Origin of the sequence: Nocardia sp. NPDC047648, assembly GCF_040642815.1 — a bacterium.
GTDB classification, from domain to species: domain Bacteria; phylum Actinomycetota; class Actinomycetes; order Mycobacteriales; family Mycobacteriaceae; genus Nocardia; species Nocardia gamkensis.
Window position 1 is genome coordinate 1 of sequence record NZ_JBEYSX010000029.1, and the last position, 18,413, is coordinate 18,413.

An 18,413-nucleotide genomic window follows, 5' to 3' on the forward strand; every position below is an offset into this window, starting at 1 on the left:
GCCACCGCAGCAGTATCGACCACACCGGCCCTCGCCACATCAGACATCAAGTGCCACTCCTTGATCGGGAGTTACACCGTTGTATTTACAGTCCCGAAATCGCCGACGCGTGGATCCGGCTGCGCTCCGGGAACGCCCTGCCCGAGGACCACGTCTTGCTCGAGCATGAGCTCGCCGAGTTGAATTACCTGCGAGCGAACCCGGGCGTCACGTATCAGGATGCTCACCGGGTGGCGAACGAGTCGTTCAATTGGCAGACCCAGGTTCCATTGAACAAGCGCGAAGACTTCGAAAGTGGATGGTGAGCGTGGCAGCAATCGTGTATTTCGCCAAAGAGTCCGAGAGCCCGGAAATCGTCGTGTACGAGTTCGGTGACGACCCGGGGACTTTGACAAGGAAACTGGCCATGGACAAGGCTTCTCGGACCGCCCAGCCGGTCGACGGCGACGTCGACTACATCTTCCTCAAAGCGTCCAGGAAGATCAACTCCGTGTACAGCGAGTCCAACGCATGGCCGGAACGCGGTATGAGTGTGAGCTGACCTGACCCGCGTTTCGCGATGCCGTCCCCGTCGGGCAGGCTTCTACACGCCGAGGTGACAGTCACAGCACACACTCACTAGGGAGGTGGACTGCTCATGACGTACATGGGGCAATGGGAGCAGCAGCTCCAACAACAGCTCACCGAGATTCGCCGCCACGGCGAGCAATTGACCGAGAAAGCAAACGAGCTCCGCGGGCACGGCAAAGACCGTGGCGTCCTCGTCGAAGTCGATGCCAGCGGTGAGATCACCAGCTTGCAAATCGCCCCGGCCGCGATGAAATGGACCAGCAGCCGGCTTGCGAGCGCTGTGCGTGATTGCCACAGCAAAGCCCGCGCCGACATCAAGTCCAAGATCGAAGGACTTCTGCAAAAAGCCGACCCGCGCCTTCTCGACCGGTCGAAGCTGCTCCTGGCTCCGGAGGCGAGGACTAGCGAACATCGCCGACCGTTGGACGAAGCGGCTGTGCGGGAAGCCGACGACGCCTTCTTCGAACGCCGCAACCTCTACGGAGGCTGGACCAGCTGAAAGCCAGACGTTGCGCTATCGACTGTTGCCCCTACCGATACGACGCAGGTTTTCCTCGCGGATAGAGAGGCAGGCAAAGTCGCTTCGTCATCGGATCGGGGCCAGACGGCCGACTCGTCCAGGGACGAGGGGGAACGTAGCTGACCTGAGGTCGTTACTGGCGTCGGCGAGGCGGGGTAGACCTGTTTGCTTGGATCGTCCGGCATGCTGGAGTAATTCGTATCGGCCGGCTTGCGGGTTCGGATTCGACGAAACGCCCGTTGATGCCGAGTGCAGGGTGTTCGCACGAGCAGGGAAACCATCTCGGCTGCACCGATGAATTTTGTGGGGATCCGTCGTCGGTACCGATAGATACACCGACATCGGTGGGCGTGTGCTGGGGCCGTCCAGCGCGGGCATAACACATGGAGGCAATGATGTGCGTCGACGATCTCGCGCAGGAGCGAACGATCCGGGCCGTGATCCGGACGTATGAGCAGGGGGCGAAGTGAGCGGTATCAGGGTGTTGGTGGCGGGGGCGAGTATCGCGGGGCCCGCGCTGGCTCACTGGCTGCGCCGGTGGGGAGCCGAGGTGACCGTGGTGGAGCGGGCGCCCGAGCTGCGGCCCGGCGGGCAGGCGGTGGACGCGCGCGGGGTGACCAAGGAGGTCATCCGGCGGATGGGGCTGGACGCGGCGGTGCGCGCGGCCCGCACCGAAACCGCCGGCGCGCACACCGTGGACGTGGACGGGAACGTGCTGGAAACCTTCCGCGCAGCAGACGACGGCGGCGACGGGTACATCGCGGAGATCGAGATCCTGCGCGGGGACCTGTCCCAGGTGCTCTACGACGAGACCCGCGACGGTGTCGAGTACATCTTCGGCGACCGGATCGCCGAGCTCACCCAGGATGCCGACGGGGTCGACGTGGTCTTCGCGGGCGGCGACCAGCGGCGCTTCGACCTGGTAATCGGTGCGGACGGGTTGCACTCGGCGCTGCGAGCGATGGTCTTCGGGCCGCGTGAGCGATTCGTCCGCCACCTCGGTCTCGTGCTGGCTTTCTACAGCGTGCCCAATGAGTTCGGGCTGGATCGCTGGCTGCTCGACTACCAGGAGTCCGGTCGCTCGGCCGGCCTGCGGCCCATCCAGGACGCCACCCGGGCGATGGCCATGTTCTCCTTCCCCTCGGGGGACTTCGACGTCGACTACCGCGACGTCGCGGCCCAGAAGCGCCTGCTGCGCGAGCGGATGGCCGGGATGGGTTGGCTGACCCCGGGCATCCTCGCGCACCTCGACGACACCCCGGACTTCTACCTCGACCAGGTCGCCCAGGTGGTGATGGACCGCTGGTCGAGCGGACGGGTCGGACTGCTCGGGGACGCGGCGTTCAGCTCGTCGCCGATGTCCGGGCAGGGCACCGGGCTGGCCCTGGTCGGCGCCTACCTGCTGGCCGGAGAGCTGGCTGCCGCCGAATGGGACCCGGAGGCCGGGTTCGCCGGATACGAGCGGCGGATGCGCTCGTTCGTCGAGGCCAACCAGGAGATCGGCCGGTTGCACGCGCGTAGCCTCGCCGTTCCCGCGCCGGAGGCCGAGCCGAGCCCCGATTTCGCCGGCGAATGGTTCACCGAGCTGATCGAACGCGCGCTCAACGGCGTCGAGCTGCCCGACTATGCGGGAGTGCCGGACTCCGGGGCCCCGGCCGGACCGCCGATCACCTTGTCGGCCAAGCCGTAGGCGCCCCATGGGGACGACGCTTCGGTAGGCCACCACTGAACTACGTCCGTTCATGCCGGGTACCGCGCGGATCTGCACTGGTCAAGCCATCGGAAGATCGACGGGCCGTGCGACTTTCGTCAGCCGACGGTGTCCGCACATGCGGATGTTGGGAGGTGACGAAGGCCACCCTCACCATCGTCTGCCGTATCGCAGTCCGCCCCAGCCCGTCTGGCCGGGCGGACCTGTGCCGGTTCCGCACGCGCTCAGACCGTCGCGACCGGAGCCCCCGCGCCGGTCGCGACGACCCGTCGACGTCGGCTCGGCGCCAGCAGGGTCGGGTGCTCCACGCACCAGGCCGCGATCGAGCAGATCAGCTCCTTCACGCGGGCAGCCTTGCGACCCACGTCGACCTTGGAGGTCGGCTGATCCTCCTTGGTCACCTTCTGCACGATGGCATCGCGGCGGCCGAGGCTGATGCACTGGCTGTTGTAGCCGATGGGGGCATCGGGAACTTCACGTCCGGTCAGCCGAGCGGCAATGGCATCGGCTCCCAGCCACGCCATCGGGGAGGCGGTGGCGCATCCCATGCGCAACGTCCTGCCACCCACTCCCGCGGCGTGCGCGGCATCGCCGACGGCGTAGACATCCGGATGCGAGACAGAACGCTGGGTGGCGTCGACGACGATCCGCCCGGCCTCGGAAACGGTGAGCGTGCTGGCGGCCGCGATCGGGTGCACGGCGAACCCCGCTGTCCAGACGGTCATTTGCGCAGGGATCTCCGCTCCCGATCGGGTGGCCGCGCCGTCTTCGGTGACCCTGGCGACGTCGGCGTGCTCGTGGACGGTGATACCCAAGCGTTCGAACGCGCCGCGCAGGTGGCTCTGCGCCTTCTCGTCGAGCCAGTCGCCGACGCCGCCGCGCGCGGCCATCGCGACCTTCAGATCCGGGCGCGCCTCGGCGATCTCGGTGGCGACCTCGATACTGGTCAGGCCACCACCCACGACCAGCACGGTTTCGCCCGCCCGCAGTTGGCTCAGGCGTTCCCGCAGCCGCAGCGCGGCGTGCTTGCTCGCCACATGGTGGGCGTGCTCGACAACGCCAGGCACGCCGAAATCGGCAACGGTGCTGCCCAGGGCGTAGACAAGTGTGTCGTAGGCGAGGGTCTCGGCCCCCTGATCGCCGATCAGTTCGACGGTCTTGCGGTCCGCGTCGAGCGAATCGACCCATGCGATGCGCACCTCGACGCCGGTGCCGGCGAACATCTTGCGCAGTGGACGAACCGGCAGGTCCTGCCCGGCGGCGAGCTGGTGCAGGCGCACCCGTTCGACGAAGTCGGGATCGGCGTTGACGAGGGTGATCTCGACGTCGTCGCGGTGCAGTCGCTTGGCCAGGCGGCCGGCGGCGGTGGCTCCGGCGTACCCGGCTCCGAGGACGACGATGCGGTGCTTCATGGTGTTGCTCCTGTCTCGGTGGGTTCGGAACTTGAACCGGACAGCCGCACGAATGCTGACAGAAACAGGATGTGATGTGGGTCACGAAAAATCGGGCAGGGGTGTTCCCGGTGCGTAGGTGGCCCACTGGCGATTGGCGAACGCCGGCTGCCCGCGTCACTGAGTATGGCGACCGTTCCCGTCCGCATCTGCCGATGAGCGGGCGCCAACACCGAAGCGGCCGACAGCCCCGGTACGTCGTGACGCCCGGCTTGTGTTCAACGATTGCGTTGTGGCACTGCGGTATCCGGGTGTCGGTCGGGAGTGCGCAGCGGGGCGCCGACGTGGTGCAGGTGTCGCAGCGCCTCGCGGTAAGAGGAGATCAGCCCGGTTTCGTGATAGGGCACGCCGATTTCGGTGCAGTAGTCGCGCACGATCACCTGGGCGTGACGCAGGTTCGGCGTCGGCATGCTCGGGAACAGATGGTGCTCGATCTGATAGTTGAGCCCGCCGAGCGCGATGTCGGTCAACGCGCCACCTCGCACGTTGCGGGAGGTCAGCACCTGGCGGCGGAGGTAGTCGGGGCGGTCGTCGCCGGTCAAGGTCGGCATGCCCTTGTGGTTCGGGGCGAAGATGCAGCCCATGTACAGGCCGAAGAGGCCCTGGTGGACAGCGAGGAACGCGAAGGCTTTGTCGGCGGGCAGAACCGCGAACAGCGCGGCCAGGTAGGTGGCGAAGTGGACGAACAGCAGCGCACCCTCCAATCCACGCTGTTTGATCGATCGATTTCTGAGCGCACGCACGCCCGCCACGTGGAGGTTCAGGCCCTCCAGCAGCAGGAACGGGAAGAAGAGGAACGCCTGCGCCCTCCCGATGAGACGAGGCAGACCGCGGCTGGACCGTGCTTGCTGTTGCGACCAGACCAGAATGTCGGGCGCGACATCGGGGTCGAGTTCCTCGTGGTTCGGGTTGGCGTGATGCCGGGTGTGCTTGTCCTGCCACCAGCCGTAGCCCAGGCCGATGCCGGCGTTGCCGACGAGTCGTCCCACGAGCTCCGTCGGCTGCCGCAGCCGGAAGACTTGGCGGTGCGCGACATCGTGCATGACGAGCGCGATTTGAGCGAACGTCACGGCCATGAACCCCGCGACCAGCAACGTCCACCACGAATCACCGATGAGGACGAACGCCGCCCAGCCCGCTGCGAACGCGACCCCGACGAGGCTGAGCCGGACGGCGTAGTAGCCGGGACGCCGGTTCATCAGCCCCGCCTCGGAGATCCGGCGCAACAGACGGGCGTAGTCACCGTCGGCGCCGCGCCGCGGTGACCGTGGAGATGACTCGGGGACCATGGCAGATGTCGTCATAGATCTTCCTGAGAGTTGAGTCGCCAGACGCCACCTCCGTCCGCCGACGCTGTCGGCCGGTCGATGTCGGAGTGGGGCGCCGATTTCGATACCCCGAAGCTATCGGCCGGATTCTCGTTACCCGTAACCCTCTGGTATGACATGGAATCGGACTGCGGTGTGATATTCGAGGTCTACCGCGTTCCGAGGCGGCTGGCCCGGTTATCGGCGAACGCTGCTATCGCCTCGGCAATCACTGCTTGCTCGGATTCTGCGCGTCCTTCGGCGGCCGGAACTATCTCCCGCCACACTCTTTCGACATTCGCCTCCTTCCCTCGCGGCCGCGCACAGATCGTGCAACCGTGCGGTACCGGCACAACCCTGGCCTGTGAGGGCCAAATAGTGCTCGGCCAGTCGACCCGTCCGAGGGGACGGCCAAACGAGCGATCGCTGCCCGCTGAACCGGATTCGCACGCTGCATGCTCGCCCGAGACCTGACCGGTCCTACCCGTCAGTCGCCAACGAACAGGAGATATCCGTTGGCGCGAAGCGCGATCGACGCCGCCCGCCGCAGCAGGTTGACAGCCTGCCGCTCGGCATCGGTCCGTACCTCGATCCCCTCGATCTGATCAAGGATCAAGCCGAGTTGGTACCGGTTGAACATGGTGTCGCCGTATCGGTAGAGACCTCGTACCAGGCTGGTGTCGGGTTGCGCGGCGCACAGTTTGAACAGCGTTTCGTCCGAATCGTCACCGAAGCGGTGCATCTCGGCATGGTTGATGTCCTGTACGACGATGTCTAAAGCCATCTGATTCCCGCTTGACCTCTTGCGCGTCAGTCCGGCAACCAGTGCAGCTCCTGCGCCAGGGTTTTGGCGACGGCACGGATGCGGCGGTGTACTGGTGACTGCTCGCGCGGGAGGACCAGGTGGAGCGTCAGGCTGGGCGCGCCCCGCAGCGGTCGCCAGGTGAGGCCGACCGGTTGTGTCGTGACCGCGGCTTCTCCGGCCGGGGCGAGGGTGAGCCCGTCGCGTAGGTCGCGCTGAGACATGTCGAAAGAGACTGCGGGCGTGTGGAATCGGGGGGATGGTCGGGTGTCTCGGAACAGTGCGGACAGCTGGTCGTGGATCACGGGGTTGGCGGCACGGTCCGGGAGCCGCAGCGGATACGCGGCCGCGTCGGCGATCGCGATCTCCAGGTGTTCGGCCAGCGGATGGTGCTGCGCCAGCTGGACCCCGACGCGCTGACGCCGCAGCAGGAACCGGCGCACGCCACGACCCGGCTGTTCACCGCGGGTGATCCCCGCATCGATGCGGCCGTCGGCGACCGCGGGGGAGATCTCCGGTGTCGCCATCGGGACCGCACCGACCTCGAGTCCTGGGCTGCTGCGAATCAGCCTGTCCACCAAGACCGGTGCCGTCTCGGCCCCCGCGCTGAGGCTGTATCCGATGCGCAGCGTGCCCAGTTCACCAGCCGCCGCGCTGCGGGCGATGTCCCATGCCCGGTCCAGCGCCGCCAGCGCGGGCGGCGCGGACTCCGCCAAAGCCGCACCGGCCGTGGTCAACACGACGTTACGGGTGTCGCGAACCAGCAGGGCCGTACCGAGTTCCGCCTCCAATCGGCGCATCCGGGCACTGAGTGCGGGCTGTGCGATCCCGATCCGTGTGGCCGCGCGAGTGAAGTTCAACTCCTGCGCCAGCACCAGGAAGTACCGCAAGCTCACCGTATCCGGCGTCACGTGCCCTCCCCGCCGATTGATAACGATCCGTTCTGAGTCTATCGCGCACCGGTCTTTCCCTCGACCACACATCAAGCCCTAACCTGCGCATATGACGATTCAACCGACCGCAGTACCCGTCGCCGGGATCGATCGATCCGAGTCTCGATTCGAAGTCGGACGTGTCCGGCCGAACACAGGAGGTTTCCATGGCTAAGGGCTACTGGGTCAGTGTCTATCCCGCCATTTCCGACCCTGAGAGGCTGACTGCCTACAACAAGCTGGCCCGTCCGGCTGTCCAGGCTGGGGGCGGGCGCGTCCTGTCCCGTGGCGGTCGAGTCGTCGCCCACGAGGCCGGAATCACGCAACGCGTCGTTCTGATCGAGTTCGACAGCTTTGAACAGGCCGTCGCGGCATACGAGAGCGAGGCATACCAGAAGGCGCTGGCGGCCCTCCCCGACGGCATCGAGCGCGACTTCCGCATCATCGAAGGCATCGACTGACCGGCGGCCCCAGCCATCGCTGAGCATCCGTCACCCGATACGCACACGGTGCTGAACGGCGACTCACGAGACGAGTTCGAAGCCATGCCCCGCGTCCCAGTTCGTCGTCGACGTCCTCGACGGCCTGATCCCTGTCGGACGGATCGAAGAAGCGACGCGACGTCCGGGCCAGCTGGACTGTGGTCGCTGACCTCGTCGACGAAACTCACCCTCGCCCGAAGCGAACCGCTTCTCACACGACAGATCGGTCCAGCGAACACAAGGCTTCGATGACCAGGGGCGCATCCTGCATCCGTCTGCCGTGTGCCCCGTCGGGGCTACTGAGAGTACCGATGTACAGTTTGAAGAACCGCAGGTCAATACCTCTTTCGGGGGGTTTCGATCTGCGGTTCTTCTGTTGCCGGAAAATCCTGGAATAAACGCGCCGAGATCATCTCGGTTACGGCATCGCACTGCACTGCATTGCACTGCCGGTGACCGGATGCCAGCTCCGTCTTCCGGCCAGATCGCTGATGGCCGGTTGCTGAAGGCCGAGCTTCAGCAGCAGTTCGCTGAGTTCAGCTGGCATGGTGATCATGCAGTCGTGGCCGGTCGGCAACTCCCACACCTGCGCAGCGGAACCGTTGGGCTGTATCGCGGGAATGGCTCGCCGGGTGATGCCCGCCGGAGTGGCACCGACGCAGTGGATGTGCGTGCGAGGGATCGCGTTCACGGCCGGATTGTCCAAGCGGACCGGTTGCTGCAGGCAACGCACCGGTTGATCCGAGAGCATCGTGCGGAGCCAGGCGATGTCCGCCGGGTCGGTGACTCCGAACAGGCCGAAAGGCGCCGGCTGCTCGGGCATCGGGGAATGCGCCAGCCGCTTCCCGACTGTGCGGCGAAGTCGATCAGGCGCTGGCTGATGGGCTGGACGTCGACCGCGGTCTCGCCGTCCTCGGGGACCATCGCGTCGAGGTACACCAGGTGCGCGATGCGGTCCGGAATCTCGTTGGCCGCCGCGGAGATGACCAATCCCGCGTAGCTGTGCCCCACCAGGACCACGTTCGTGAGGTCCTTGTCTTTGATCAGCTCGATGACGTCGGCGACGTGGGTGTCGAGCCCCACGTCGGGGCCGAGAAGATGCGCCTTGTCGCCGTAGCCGGTCAGCGATGGCGCGTGCACCTGATGCCCGGCCGATTCCAGCAGCGGTACCACTCGCTGCCAGCAGCGGCCACTGTGCCAGGCGCCGTGGACCAGCAGAAAAATTGACACGATCGTTCCTTTTCGACGCGCGGTAGTGCACCGACGCTTTGGTTACTTTTCATACCTCGGTATACTTTGGGAACCACCGTCAGTGTGGTGCGCTCGACATGGATCGGGCAATAAGGCACATTTCGGTGCCCCGGTTCCCTGGAGATAACCATGACCGCCACAGAGGGCAGGCCGCCGCAGAGCCACGGCGACGCGTGCCGGACACGAGAAGTGCTCGACATCGTCGGGGACAAGTGGTCACTGCTGGTCGTGCGACACCTCAGCCAGGGGCCACGCCGGTTCAGCGAACTCAAGCGCGGCATCGATGGCATAAGCCAGCGCATGCTCACCGTCACCCTGCGCGCGCTGGAACGCGACGGCATCCTGACCCGGACCGTGCGCAACGTCATGCCACCCCACGTCAGCTACGAACTCACCCCGATGGGCGCGAGTCTGCGCGCAGCGGCTCTACCCCTGCTGGAGTGGAGCATTACGCACCTGGCGCACATCGACGCCGCCCGCGCCGAATACGACAAAAGCGCCGACGCCACGTCCACCTAATGCGGAATCCGCCCCGAGTGTTCCGATGCCTGTGCTGACGGACAATTCGTCCACGTCACCGCAGGCCGAACGTCCGCTGTTGCCGCTGGGCGCGTGATCGGTGGCTCATGTCGGTCGGCTTGGTCGTCTGGCGCGGATGGTCGCATTTGCTCGGTGTGCGTTCCCATATTCGATGTGCCCTACAAGAGCCGCATCTGACCTGGGGTTTCTCGATGCGGCTATTCCGGGATTGTCCGGAAAATCCTGTTGACCTGCGGAAACGCTGTCGGAGGTTGGTGCCCTCGGCGGGAAGCGCAGAATATGGGCAACTGGAAAACGCCTGGTCATCGCGGATTCGTACCCCATCTGACGAAGCCAAGATGCCGTTACGGGCTGAACGTCGACCCGGTCGCTCGGTGATTTGTGCCAATGCACTGGCTGAGACAATGATCGGCCATGACCGACGGAGGTGACCAGGTGTGTGTCGCCATATCAGGGGGCTCGCTTCCCCGGGCGCGAGACGCTGACGCTGACGCGGGGCAGCCTCGTGCGCGGCTCGCTCCTACTTGCACCACGCCCACCGCAGCGGCCAGCGTTCCCTGTTCGCCCGCGGACCTATACTGCCCCCGCGACAAACTCGCCAGCCCAGCGGTTCTGGACCGATCCGGTCCTCCCGGCCGGGATACGCCTGGTGCACATGGATTACGTCCAGGTCGGCGTCGGCCAGCTCATCTGGGCTTCCGCATGCCGTTTGCGCTGGCGATCCAAGCATGGGGCTCAACGGGTACGTCGAGGAGGTTTGCAGCCTCGAATCTCCAGCTCGGCGAGCAGGATTCAGGCTTCCTTCACCATGTCCCTTTTCCCGCCTGTCGGAGTCGCTTGGCTTGCTTGTCAAGGTTGCGCACGTGCGTTGACGCGGCGCCGAAGGCACTGACCAGATCAGGTCGCAACGCATCGAAGTCACCCAGAGCCTCATCGACACGCCCGGTCGCGGCGCGCAGCTGGGCGATGACGAACCGCGTTTCGAGCACCACATGGAGCTGGTCGCTATCCCCCGCTGCTGCATTGCGTACGAAAAAAAGTAGCTGGGGCAAGGCCTTCTCGGCTTTGCCGATCTGGGCATAGGCGTGGCCCGCTTGAATGGCACAGCTGAGAACATCGGGATCGGAAGGCGGACGAAGTCTGCGGTACTGTTCTCCGACTTCGTCGAACAGCGCCGCTGCTCGACCGAATTCACCGCAGACATACAGGGCCGCGGCCAACTCCTTCCGCAGCATTAGCGCCAACGCTGGGTCGTGGCCCGCTCGCGCGACACCGTCTTCCAGCAAGCTGACCGCTTGGGATGGACGATCCTCCTTCAGCGCCAGATCAATGTCGTCCCACAGCTGACGCACCTCGCCGTTGGTGAGCTCCGCACCGCTAGTGGTTGACGCCGCTACAGCGATCGAGTTCACCAGCGGGCGTCGAAATGGGCCTGTGGGGTCGGGGTCCTGGCTTCCGGCTCGGCCATCGTCGGCGACCATGGCAAATGGCAGCAGCGTGCCGTATACCGTCAGTGCGGAGGGCCGCTTCGTTGCGTCTTTATCGAGCATCGCTGTCACGAGGACATCCAGGTCCGGCGGTATTTCGGGGCGGCGCGAACGCACGGACGGCACACTGGACTGCAGATGTTGCGATCGCACGGCCCCGTCGACACCCAGGAACGGGAGGTCTCCCGTCAGGAGCTCGAATAGCAGGCAGCCGAGCGAGTAGATGTCCGACGCGGATGTCACCATCTGACCGAGCCACTGCTCCGGCGACATATACGGCGGCGTTCCCACGGTGCGGTCGATCTGTGTGAGCCGCGGCAATGCCCCGCTGCCGTGCAGGATCGCGATGCCGAAGTCCAGAAGCTTGACCAGCCCGCCGTCGACGATCATCACATTGGCGGGCTTGATATCCCGATGCACGATGTCGACCTGGTGCACCTCGGACAACACCGCCGCGATCTGGGCCGCGATGGACGCGCCCCACGCGATGCTCGGCTGACTGTCCACGAAATCGGTGTGGTCGAGCATCGTCTGCAGCGTCTTGCCGCGAAGCAGCTGCATGACCAGCCACAACTGCGTGGTGCCGTCGGCCCGCGTCTCGACCCCGGTGTCATACACGGCCGGTGTTCCCGTCAGTTCCAGCCGCGCGGTGGTGCGGATTTCCCGCACGAACCGCTTCCGATCCCGTTCCAGGGACTCGAGAATTTCCACGGCTTCCGGGCTGACCGGTCCCGACGGCACCTCCCCGGACGGCGATTTGAGCAGCTTGATCGCAACTTTGCGATCAAGCCGCTCGTCCCATCCGTAGAACACCTCGCTCATGCCGCCGCTGCCCAGCAGTCCGTCAATCCGGTACCGGCCCGCCAGTAGCCGCTTGCCTGCCACGAGTTCGTCCGTCATCGCGACCCACCCCCGATTCGGTTTCATTCTTCCCGCATGCGATCCACAGTGGCGCGATCCATCTCCGCACGCAACCGCGCGAGGGCCTCGTCGCGGGCCGGCGCATTGATGATGCGGTACGCCCGCTTCGCAGCGGCTTGTTTGATAGCCCGCTGGAACTCATCGTTGTCGAAGTAAAGCTTCATGAACTCGGTGTTGCGCTCGGCGTTCTCGACGACGATGTCGTCGAGCCGGTCGCTCGCCACCTGGGCGAAACGAGTCTCGTTGTTCATGAGACCGATCTGCTGCATGCCAGCGTCCTCGACAAGTCCGGCTACCTGCTGGTTCACCAGGATTTCATCGCTGGTGCCCAGGTCGAGACCGAACCGCTGATTGAGCTCGTCGATGATCTCCGACAGGGGGGTGACATCCGGCTCCTTGTAACCTCCCCCATCGGCGGCGTGGCCTCGAACATCGCGGTCGCCGACCGGTGCCAGCGACACGTTGTGCCGCCCCGTGAATTCGAGCCGGTAGTGGCTCAAGTCGGCGTCGCCGATGTCGACAGAGGTAGAAGGCCTGCCGGGCAGCCGAATCAGGAGAATCCGACCGAACTGGTACAGACGTTCCAGCTCAGCATCCGGCCAGTCGACGATCTGCGCGAGCAGATTGTAGGCGCGCACGAAGTTCTTCAACGCCGTGCGGAAGCCTTCCCGCTCGTCGTCGGTCTCCAGGTTGACGAAACGATCGAGCGCCGGCTTCAGCGCTTCGTGCAGGTTGGCGTGCAGCTTGCCTTCAGTGGGATCCGACATGCGGCCCGGCGACGCGGCCTTGAGCAAAGTCACGAACGCGTCCATCTCCGACGCGACGAGCACACCGAACTCCATCACCTCACGCTGCTTGGTGTAGAGCATGTCCGGCTGCGGCGGCTCGGTGATGGTGGCCTCGAACCAGTCCTCGAATGACTTCTTGATGTCCTCGGCATCGTTGACGAAGTCGAGGATGTGGATGTCATCCTGGGATTTCAACGGGTGAATCCGGTTGAGCCGCGACAACGTCTGCACTGCGGTGACACCGGTCAGCGGCTTGTCCACATACATGCCGCAGAGCAGCGGCTGGTCGAAGCCGGTCTGATATTTCTCCGCGACGACGAGCAGGCGATACTCGTCCTGGTTGCGCGCCGCGGCCTGTGGGTCGTCGGCCTTAACGTAGCCGAACTTGTCGGGGAGTTGACTCTCCGGGAATCCGTTGAGTTGGGCCTCGCTGACTTCGAGCCCTTCTTCTATCCCCAACTGCCCCGAGAAGGCGACCAGCGTTCCGCAGTCGGTGAATCCGCGCAGCTCGATATACCGGCGCATCGCCTGGTAAAGATCGTGTGCATGCATGCGGCTGGGCGTGACCACCATCGCCTTCGCCCGACCTCCCAGCTTCCCGGCAACGTGCTCCCGGAAATCGTCGACGATATGCCTGGCCCGCTGATCCACCGCCGTCGGGTGCAGTTCGGCCAGACGAACAAGCTTCGCCTTCGCCTTCGTCTTGTCGACCTCCGGGTTCCCCAATCCCGACTCCTGTTGGTCCACGGCGACGTTGTTCAGCCGCCACTTCGTGTCGTAGGTGATGTAGTTGGCCAGCACATCAAGGATGTAGCCCTCGTCGATTGCCTGCCGCATCGAGTAGATATGGAACGGCACGTACATACCCTGCTCGCCCGTACGCGGATGCACCCGGTCAGGGGCGAACCGCCCGAACAGCTTCAGCGTCGGCGACTTCGGCGTGGCCGTGAACGCGAAGTACGACAGATTCGGCTGCTTCCCCCGCACCCGCGTCATGTACTCCGCGTCGTCCTCGTCCTCCTCACGGGGCGCCGCGTTTGCGCCCAGCGCCTGCTTGAGCCGGATCGCCGACTCGCCGCCCTGCGATGAATGGGCCTCGTCGATGATGACCGCGTAACGCATGCCCGCGAGATCCATGTCGGCGATCTTCCCCAGCACGAACGGATACATCTGCAGCGTCGAGATGATGATCTTCGACGTGCTGTCCGCCAGCGCCGCCGCCAACTGCGTCGAATCCTCGTCGATCTTCTTCACCACGCCCGGCGTGTGATCGAACTGGAAGATCGTCTTCTGCAGCTGCCGGTCCAACACCACACGGTCGGTGATCACGATAACCTTGTGGAACACCGGCTGATTCGCCACGTCGAACAGGTTCGACAGCCGATGCGCGAGCCACGCAATGGTATTCGACTTCCCCGAGCCTGCCGAATGCTGAATCAGGTAGTTATGCCCCGCACCGTTGTCCCGCGCGTCGGCGACCATCTTCTGCACCGCGTCCCACTGGTGGTAGCGCGGGAAGATCCGCGGATCGGTGTGCGGATTGGCCTTGACGCCCTTGCGATCCGGCGCCTTGATGTGAATGAACCGCTGCAGCAGCTCCAGCCAGTTGTCGAAGTCCCAGATCTGCTCCCACAGGTAGGCAACCGCGTAGGTCCCGGAACCCGGCTCCACGGGGGGATTCCCAGCGCCGCCGGACACACCCGGCCCGTTGGAGCCGATGTTGAACGGCAGGAACCGAGTGTCCTTGCCCCGCAACTCCGTAGCGACGAAAGCCCGATCGGGATCCACCGCGAAATGCACCAGGGTGCGCTTCGCGAAGAACCGCTCCTTCGGATCGCGGTGATCCCGGTACTGCGTGATGGCATGGTCGGCGTTCTGGCCCGTGTTCGGGTTCTTCAGCTCCATCGTCGCCACCGGCTGCCCGTTGACGAACAATGCCATGTCCAACGACTTGTCCGGATGACGATTGCTGTAATGCAGCTGCCGAGCGACCGTCAGCACGTTCCGGCGATACTCACGCAATGCATCCGCAGCGAGGGTGTGACCCGGCCGGAAATATGCGAGGTTGATCAAGATACCCTTGGTGCGCACCCCCTGACGCAGCACATCCAGCACACCGCGCGCGTCGATCTCGGCCGCGACCAAGCGCGCAAACTCCCGCTGCGCGGTGTTCGCATCACCCGCACGGTCGACAAGCTTGTTCCACGCATCGCCTTGCGTGGCACCGATGAACCGGAACATCTCGCCGATGTCGATACCGAGCTCGACGTCGAACGTTCCCTGCGCAGGGGACCACCCCCGGTCGAGAAGCTCCGCCTCGACACGCTTTTCGAATGCCAGCTCGGTGTGAGCGCCGGAGGTCATACGGACACACTTTCAGATGGGGTCCAGCGGCGGGTGGTGGTGGTGACGTCGATCTGGCCGGTGACAGCGGCGGTGATCAGGGCCTGGCGATGCTCGGTGAGAAGACGAGACCGACTATCCAAAAATGTGGATCTCGTTGCGATTGAATCTTCTAGTTCCTGAAGTTCTGCTACTATCCGACCTTGCCATTGAACGTCGGGAATGGGAATCCTCAGCTGTCTTATGAGTTCCTGACTCAAGTTGGGCTGCCCTGCGCCTACAGCAAGCGCTACCACGCCATCTTTGTGAGCACGGAACCAGTACGATACAAACAGAACGTTTATCCCATCCATCGGCGTAAGTACGCAACACGCCTGGTTAACGCAGGCATCGAATTCAAGCAGGCCGACCCGGCCTTTGGTTTCACCCTGACCATACATTGCAACTATAAGCGATCCTGCCGGATGAATTTTTAGAGCAGGATAATCACGCAGAGCTTCATGCGATATATTGCGGATCGTCGAGCTGATGCCACGGTCGTTCAGGTCGGCGCTGTTTACCCACGGAATGGCGCCATTGAAGTAGTCCTCAACTTCTGAACTCGGTGTCGTTCCGCTTCCTGTCATAAAAACTTGACCAACTTTCGCCAACCGCCAAGCCGCGTTAATGTGGGGCATCCAGTCGACCCCGGTTGACGCAGTAGGACCAGAATGCGTCGTGGTTGCGACGCGAATCGCCTCCTGAAGGCGCTCAGCTAGCAAATCTGATTGCCTAGCCGATGCCTCAACCAAGAGATCGACCTTGCTTGTCTCGGCGTCGAGGAAGTCGGCGATGCGGCGCTGCTCCTCAAGCGGCGGAATTGGGATAGGAACATTTTCAAGCTCCTCTTTCGTTACATGCACCATGCCGATCATCCCACTGGTCAATGCCTGCTCAATCCAATGAGTCGCGGCCTTAAGTGACCAGTAGAGCCAATTCTTATTGCACCCGTAAATATTGACGCTGAAAATGTGTTGATTTAGGAAAAATTCCCCTTCGCGATCCCAACGGAACGGACCAAACGAAGTACCCGGGTTTCCCGACCATGCATAGAGGAGGTCGCCTCGGTGGACTTGGTAGCGCCCGCCCACCTCCGCCGAAGAATAGTTATACTGCTCCGACCCATTTAGATTATCGATGCGGATTATTGGGGTTCCAGATTCGGTCCAAGAGTCAGATTTGAACGAATATCCGTTTTGCAGACTAGCAAGATATTTCAATGGAACGACTTTCCATCCCGGCGGCAGGTGTCCACCGTATGGAACTGAAATTGATACGTTGCTCACCGCGTCACCTCCCCCAGCAACTTCTGAATCTGCTCCTCCAGCTCCCGCAGTTCCGCGTCGATCTCCGCCAGCGGCCGCGGCGGGGTGTAGACGTAGAAGTGCCGCGTGAACGGGATCTCGTACCCGACTTTGGTCTTGTCGTGGTCGATCCACGCATCCGGAACATGCGGCGTCACTTCGCGGGCGAAGTACTCGTCGATGTCCTCGTCCAGCGGGATGTTCTCGTAATCGCGCAGGTCGGGGTCCGGCAGGACCGAGCCGTCCTTCGCAGTCTGCACCTCGCCGTCGGGGTCGGAGACCGACACCGACGCCCACAAACCCTTCTGTAGCGCAGCGGTACTCGGCCAGGTCGCGCCAGCGGCTTCGATAGCGGCTTTCATGGCGTTGGCTGCTTCGTTCTTGGTCCACCACGCCGAGCCGGTCAGCCCACGCAGGGCAGTGACCAGGTCGTCGCGGTCGGCCCATTTCGCCAGCGGCTTCGCGTCTTCGAGTGCGGCGAGGGTGTCTTCGGTGATTTCGAAGCGCTGTTTCAGCGGGCGTTCGACGGTGATGCGGTTGTAGCCGAAGTCGCGGGTACCGAAGATCTTCACCTTGGCGTGGTCCGGGTGCGTCGGGTCGGCGGCGACGTCGACGGCGGCGACGTACATCTTCGTTATGTGGTCAATTTGGGCGTCACTGATCTTTTTGCGCTTGTCGCCCAACGACTTGCGCATCTTCTCCCACTGGTCGCGGGCGTCGAGCAGGATCACCTTGTGGTGCAGGCGCTTCGACTTGCGGTTGGACAGCACCCAGAAGTAGGTGGAGATGCCGGTGTTGTAGAACAACTGGTCCGGTAGCGCAACGATGCCTTCCAGGAGGTCGTTTTCCAGGATCCATCGGCGGATGCGGGATTCGCCGGATTCGGCGGCGCCGGTGAACAGCGGGGAGCCGTTGAAGACGATCGCAAGGCGGGAGCCCTTGCCTTCGACCGGCTCCATCTTATCGATCATGTTCTGCAGGAACAGGAACGAGCCGTCGTTGATGCGGGGGGTACCCGCGCCGAAGCGGCCGGCGAAGCCGAGTTCGGCTTCGGCTTCGATGAAGTCCTTGACCTTCTTCCATTCCACGCCGAACGGCGGGTTGGACAGCATGTAGTCGAACTTGCGGTCCTTGAAGCCGTCCTCGCTGAACGAGTTGCCGAACACGATCTCGCCGGGCTGACTACGGATCAGCATCTCCGACTGGCAGGTGGCCCACGAGTCGGGGTTGATCTCCTGGCCGTACAGGTATACCTCGGCCTTGGGGTTGATCGCCTTGATGTGCTCCTCGGCGGCGGTGAGCATGCCGCCGGTGCCGCAGGCCGGGTCGAGGATGTTGATGACCTGGCCCTCACCGGCGACGGTATCCGCGTCGGGGGCGATGAGCAGGTTCACCATCAGCTCGATGACTTCACGCGGAGTGAAGTGCTCACCGGCGGTCTCGTTGGAGGCTTCCGCGAACAGCCGGATCAGATGCTCGAAGACGTAGCCCATGTCATGGCCGTCGAGCTTGTCGAGGTCCTTCATCGCCGCGAACCGGCCGATCACCTGATACAGCAGTTTCGCGCTCGCCAACTTGGTGATCTGGTTATCGAAGTCGAACCGCTCGAGGAGCTTGCGCACGTTCGGGGAGAAGCCGTTGATGTAGTCGCGCAGGTTTTTCGCCACGCTCGTCGAGTCGGACGCGATGGTGCCGAAGTCTTGCTGGGAGGTGTTGAAGAACGGCAGCTTCGCCGTTCGCCCCAGCACCTTCTCCTTGTTCTGGACGCCGCTCGCCTCCAGTTTCGCGTCACGTTCACGGACGGCGTCCCGGGTGGAGGCCATGACCGCGTCGAGCCGGCGCAGCACCGTGAACGGCAGAATCACCTGTCCATACTCGTGGCGCTTGTAGTCGCCGCGCAGCAGGTCGGCGACCGACCAGATGTCGTTCGCCATCTTCTGGTGTGTGGGTCCTGAGGTCATGCCT

16 protein-coding genes are annotated in these 18,413 nt (G+C 64.0%); 6 read left to right on the forward strand and 10 right to left on the reverse strand.

Annotated elements, in window-relative coordinates; genetic code table 11:
* The 4 genes from ABZ803_RS34385 to ABZ803_RS34400 form a co-directional block, all read left to right on the forward strand.
* Positions 1-305 (forward strand): hypothetical protein (locus tag ABZ803_RS34385; RefSeq protein ID WP_357045906.1); only part of this gene is annotated, 305 nt, incomplete at its 5' end.
* Positions 306-307: 2 nt separating this feature from the next.
* The gene (locus ABZ803_RS34390) at positions 308-541 is read left to right on the forward strand and encodes a hypothetical protein (protein WP_357045908.1); all 234 of its coding nucleotides are present in this window, start codon (positions 308-310) and stop codon (positions 539-541) included.
* Positions 542-637: 96 nt separating this feature from the next.
* Entirely contained in the window at positions 638-1,069 is a 432-nt protein-coding gene (locus ABZ803_RS34395) for a YbaB/EbfC family nucleoid-associated protein (protein ID WP_357045910.1), read from the forward strand.
* Positions 1,070-1,556: 487 nt separating this feature from the next.
* Positions 1,557-2,780, forward strand: a complete 1,224-nt coding sequence (locus tag ABZ803_RS34400; RefSeq protein ID WP_357045912.1) for an FAD-dependent monooxygenase — start codon at positions 1,557-1,559, stop codon at positions 2,778-2,780.
* Positions 2,781-3,025: 245 nt separating this feature from the next.
* Here the strand turns inward: ABZ803_RS34400 and ABZ803_RS34405 are convergent, their stop codons facing one another.
* The 4 genes from ABZ803_RS34405 to ABZ803_RS34420 form a co-directional block, all read right to left on the reverse strand.
* Positions 3,026-4,213: an FAD-dependent oxidoreductase gene (locus ABZ803_RS34405; protein WP_357045914.1), complete on the reverse strand. Its 1,188-nt coding sequence runs from the start codon at positions 4,211-4,213 to the stop codon at positions 3,026-3,028.
* A 257-nt stretch (positions 4,214-4,470) separates the two neighbouring features.
* Positions 4,471-5,556, reverse strand: a complete 1,086-nt coding sequence (locus ABZ803_RS34410; protein WP_357045916.1) for an acyl-CoA desaturase — start codon at positions 5,554-5,556, stop codon at positions 4,471-4,473.
* 490 nt (positions 5,557-6,046) lie between these two features.
* Positions 6,047-6,343, reverse strand: coding sequence for a hypothetical protein (locus ABZ803_RS34415; protein ID WP_357045917.1), 297 nt, complete (start codon positions 6,341-6,343; stop codon positions 6,047-6,049).
* A 26-nt stretch (positions 6,344-6,369) separates the two neighbouring features.
* Positions 6,370-7,272 (reverse strand): LysR family transcriptional regulator, encoded by a 903-nt coding sequence (locus tag ABZ803_RS34420; protein WP_357045919.1) that lies wholly within the window; start codon positions 7,270-7,272, stop codon positions 6,370-6,372.
* Between the two features lie 188 nt (positions 7,273-7,460).
* Here ABZ803_RS34420 and ABZ803_RS34425 point away from each other — a divergent pair, with 188 nt between their 5' ends.
* A complete protein-coding gene (locus ABZ803_RS34425; RefSeq protein WP_357045921.1) occupies positions 7,461-7,754 on the forward strand; it encodes a DUF1330 domain-containing protein in 294 nt (97 codons plus the stop codon).
* Between the two features lie 439 nt (positions 7,755-8,193).
* Here ABZ803_RS34425 and ABZ803_RS34430 read toward each other — a convergent pair whose 3' ends face one another.
* A complete protein-coding gene (locus tag ABZ803_RS34430) occupies positions 8,194-8,466 on the reverse strand; it encodes a hypothetical protein (protein ID WP_357045923.1) in 273 nt (90 codons plus the stop codon).
* Positions 8,463-9,005, reverse strand: coding sequence for an alpha/beta fold hydrolase (locus tag ABZ803_RS34435; protein WP_357045925.1), 543 nt, complete (start codon positions 9,003-9,005; stop codon positions 8,463-8,465). Before ABZ803_RS34435 ends, ABZ803_RS34430 begins: the two co-directional genes overlap by 4 nt.
* Before the next feature lie 150 nt (positions 9,006-9,155).
* On the opposite strand from ABZ803_RS34435, the gene ABZ803_RS34440 reads away from it, so the two are divergent.
* Positions 9,156-9,545 (forward strand): helix-turn-helix domain-containing protein, encoded by a 390-nt coding sequence (locus ABZ803_RS34440; protein ID WP_357045927.1) that lies wholly within the window; start codon positions 9,156-9,158, stop codon positions 9,543-9,545.
* A gap of 824 nt (positions 9,546-10,369) precedes the next feature.
* On the opposite strand, the gene ABZ803_RS34445 is transcribed toward ABZ803_RS34440, so the two are convergent.
* Genes ABZ803_RS34445 through ABZ803_RS34460 form a run of 4 tightly spaced genes read right to left on the reverse strand, consistent with a single transcriptional unit; the run spans position 10,370 to position 18,409 of the window.
* Positions 10,370-11,953 carry a serine/threonine-protein kinase gene (locus ABZ803_RS34445; protein WP_357045929.1) on the reverse strand — a complete coding sequence of 528 codons (1,584 nt, stop codon included), beginning with the start codon at positions 11,951-11,953 and terminating at the stop codon, positions 10,370-10,372.
* A 23-nt stretch (positions 11,954-11,976) separates the two neighbouring features.
* Positions 11,977-15,126 (reverse strand): DEAD/DEAH box helicase family protein, encoded by a 3,150-nt coding sequence (locus ABZ803_RS34450; RefSeq protein ID WP_357045931.1) that lies wholly within the window; start codon positions 15,124-15,126, stop codon positions 11,977-11,979.
* A complete protein-coding gene (locus ABZ803_RS34455) occupies positions 15,123-16,430 on the reverse strand; it encodes a restriction endonuclease subunit S (RefSeq protein ID WP_357045933.1) in 1,308 nt (435 codons plus the stop codon). The genes ABZ803_RS34450 and ABZ803_RS34455 overlap by 4 nt, the downstream gene beginning before the upstream one ends.
* On the reverse strand, positions 16,427-18,409 hold the full coding sequence (locus ABZ803_RS34460; protein ID WP_357045935.1) for a class I SAM-dependent DNA methyltransferase: 1,983 nt from the start codon (positions 18,407-18,409) through the stop codon (positions 16,427-16,429). The genes ABZ803_RS34455 and ABZ803_RS34460 overlap by 4 nt, the downstream gene beginning before the upstream one ends.
* Positions 18,410-18,413 lie beyond the last annotated feature (4 nt).

Bases quoted from the DNA above. Each gene is read 5' to 3' on its own strand.
- ABZ803_RS34450 (WP_357045931.1), bottom strand. From the start codon at position 15,126: ATGACCTCCGGCGCTCACACCGAGCTGGCATTCGAAAAGCGTGTCGAG.
- ABZ803_RS34415 (WP_357045917.1), bottom strand. From the start codon at position 6,343: ATGGCTTTAGACATCGTCGTACAGGACATCAACCATGCCGAGATGCAC.
- ABZ803_RS34410 (WP_357045916.1), bottom strand. From the start codon at position 5,556: ATGACGACATCTGCCATGGTCCCCGAGTCATCTCCACGGTCACCGCGG.
- ABZ803_RS34395 (WP_357045910.1), top strand. From the start codon at position 638: ATGACGTACATGGGGCAATGGGAGCAGCAGCTCCAACAACAGCTCACC.
- ABZ803_RS34425 (WP_357045921.1), top strand. From the start codon at position 7,461: ATGGCTAAGGGCTACTGGGTCAGTGTCTATCCCGCCATTTCCGACCCT.
- ABZ803_RS34440 (WP_357045927.1), top strand. From the start codon at position 9,156: ATGACCGCCACAGAGGGCAGGCCGCCGCAGAGCCACGGCGACGCGTGC.
- ABZ803_RS34445 (WP_357045929.1), bottom strand. From the start codon at position 11,953: ATGACGGACGAACTCGTGGCAGGCAAGCGGCTACTGGCGGGCCGGTAC.
- ABZ803_RS34405 (WP_357045914.1), bottom strand. From the start codon at position 4,213: ATGAAGCACCGCATCGTCGTCCTCGGAGCCGGGTACGCCGGAGCCACC.
- ABZ803_RS34460 (WP_357045935.1), bottom strand. From the start codon at position 18,409: ATGACCTCAGGACCCACACACCAGAAGATGGCGAACGACATCTGGTCG.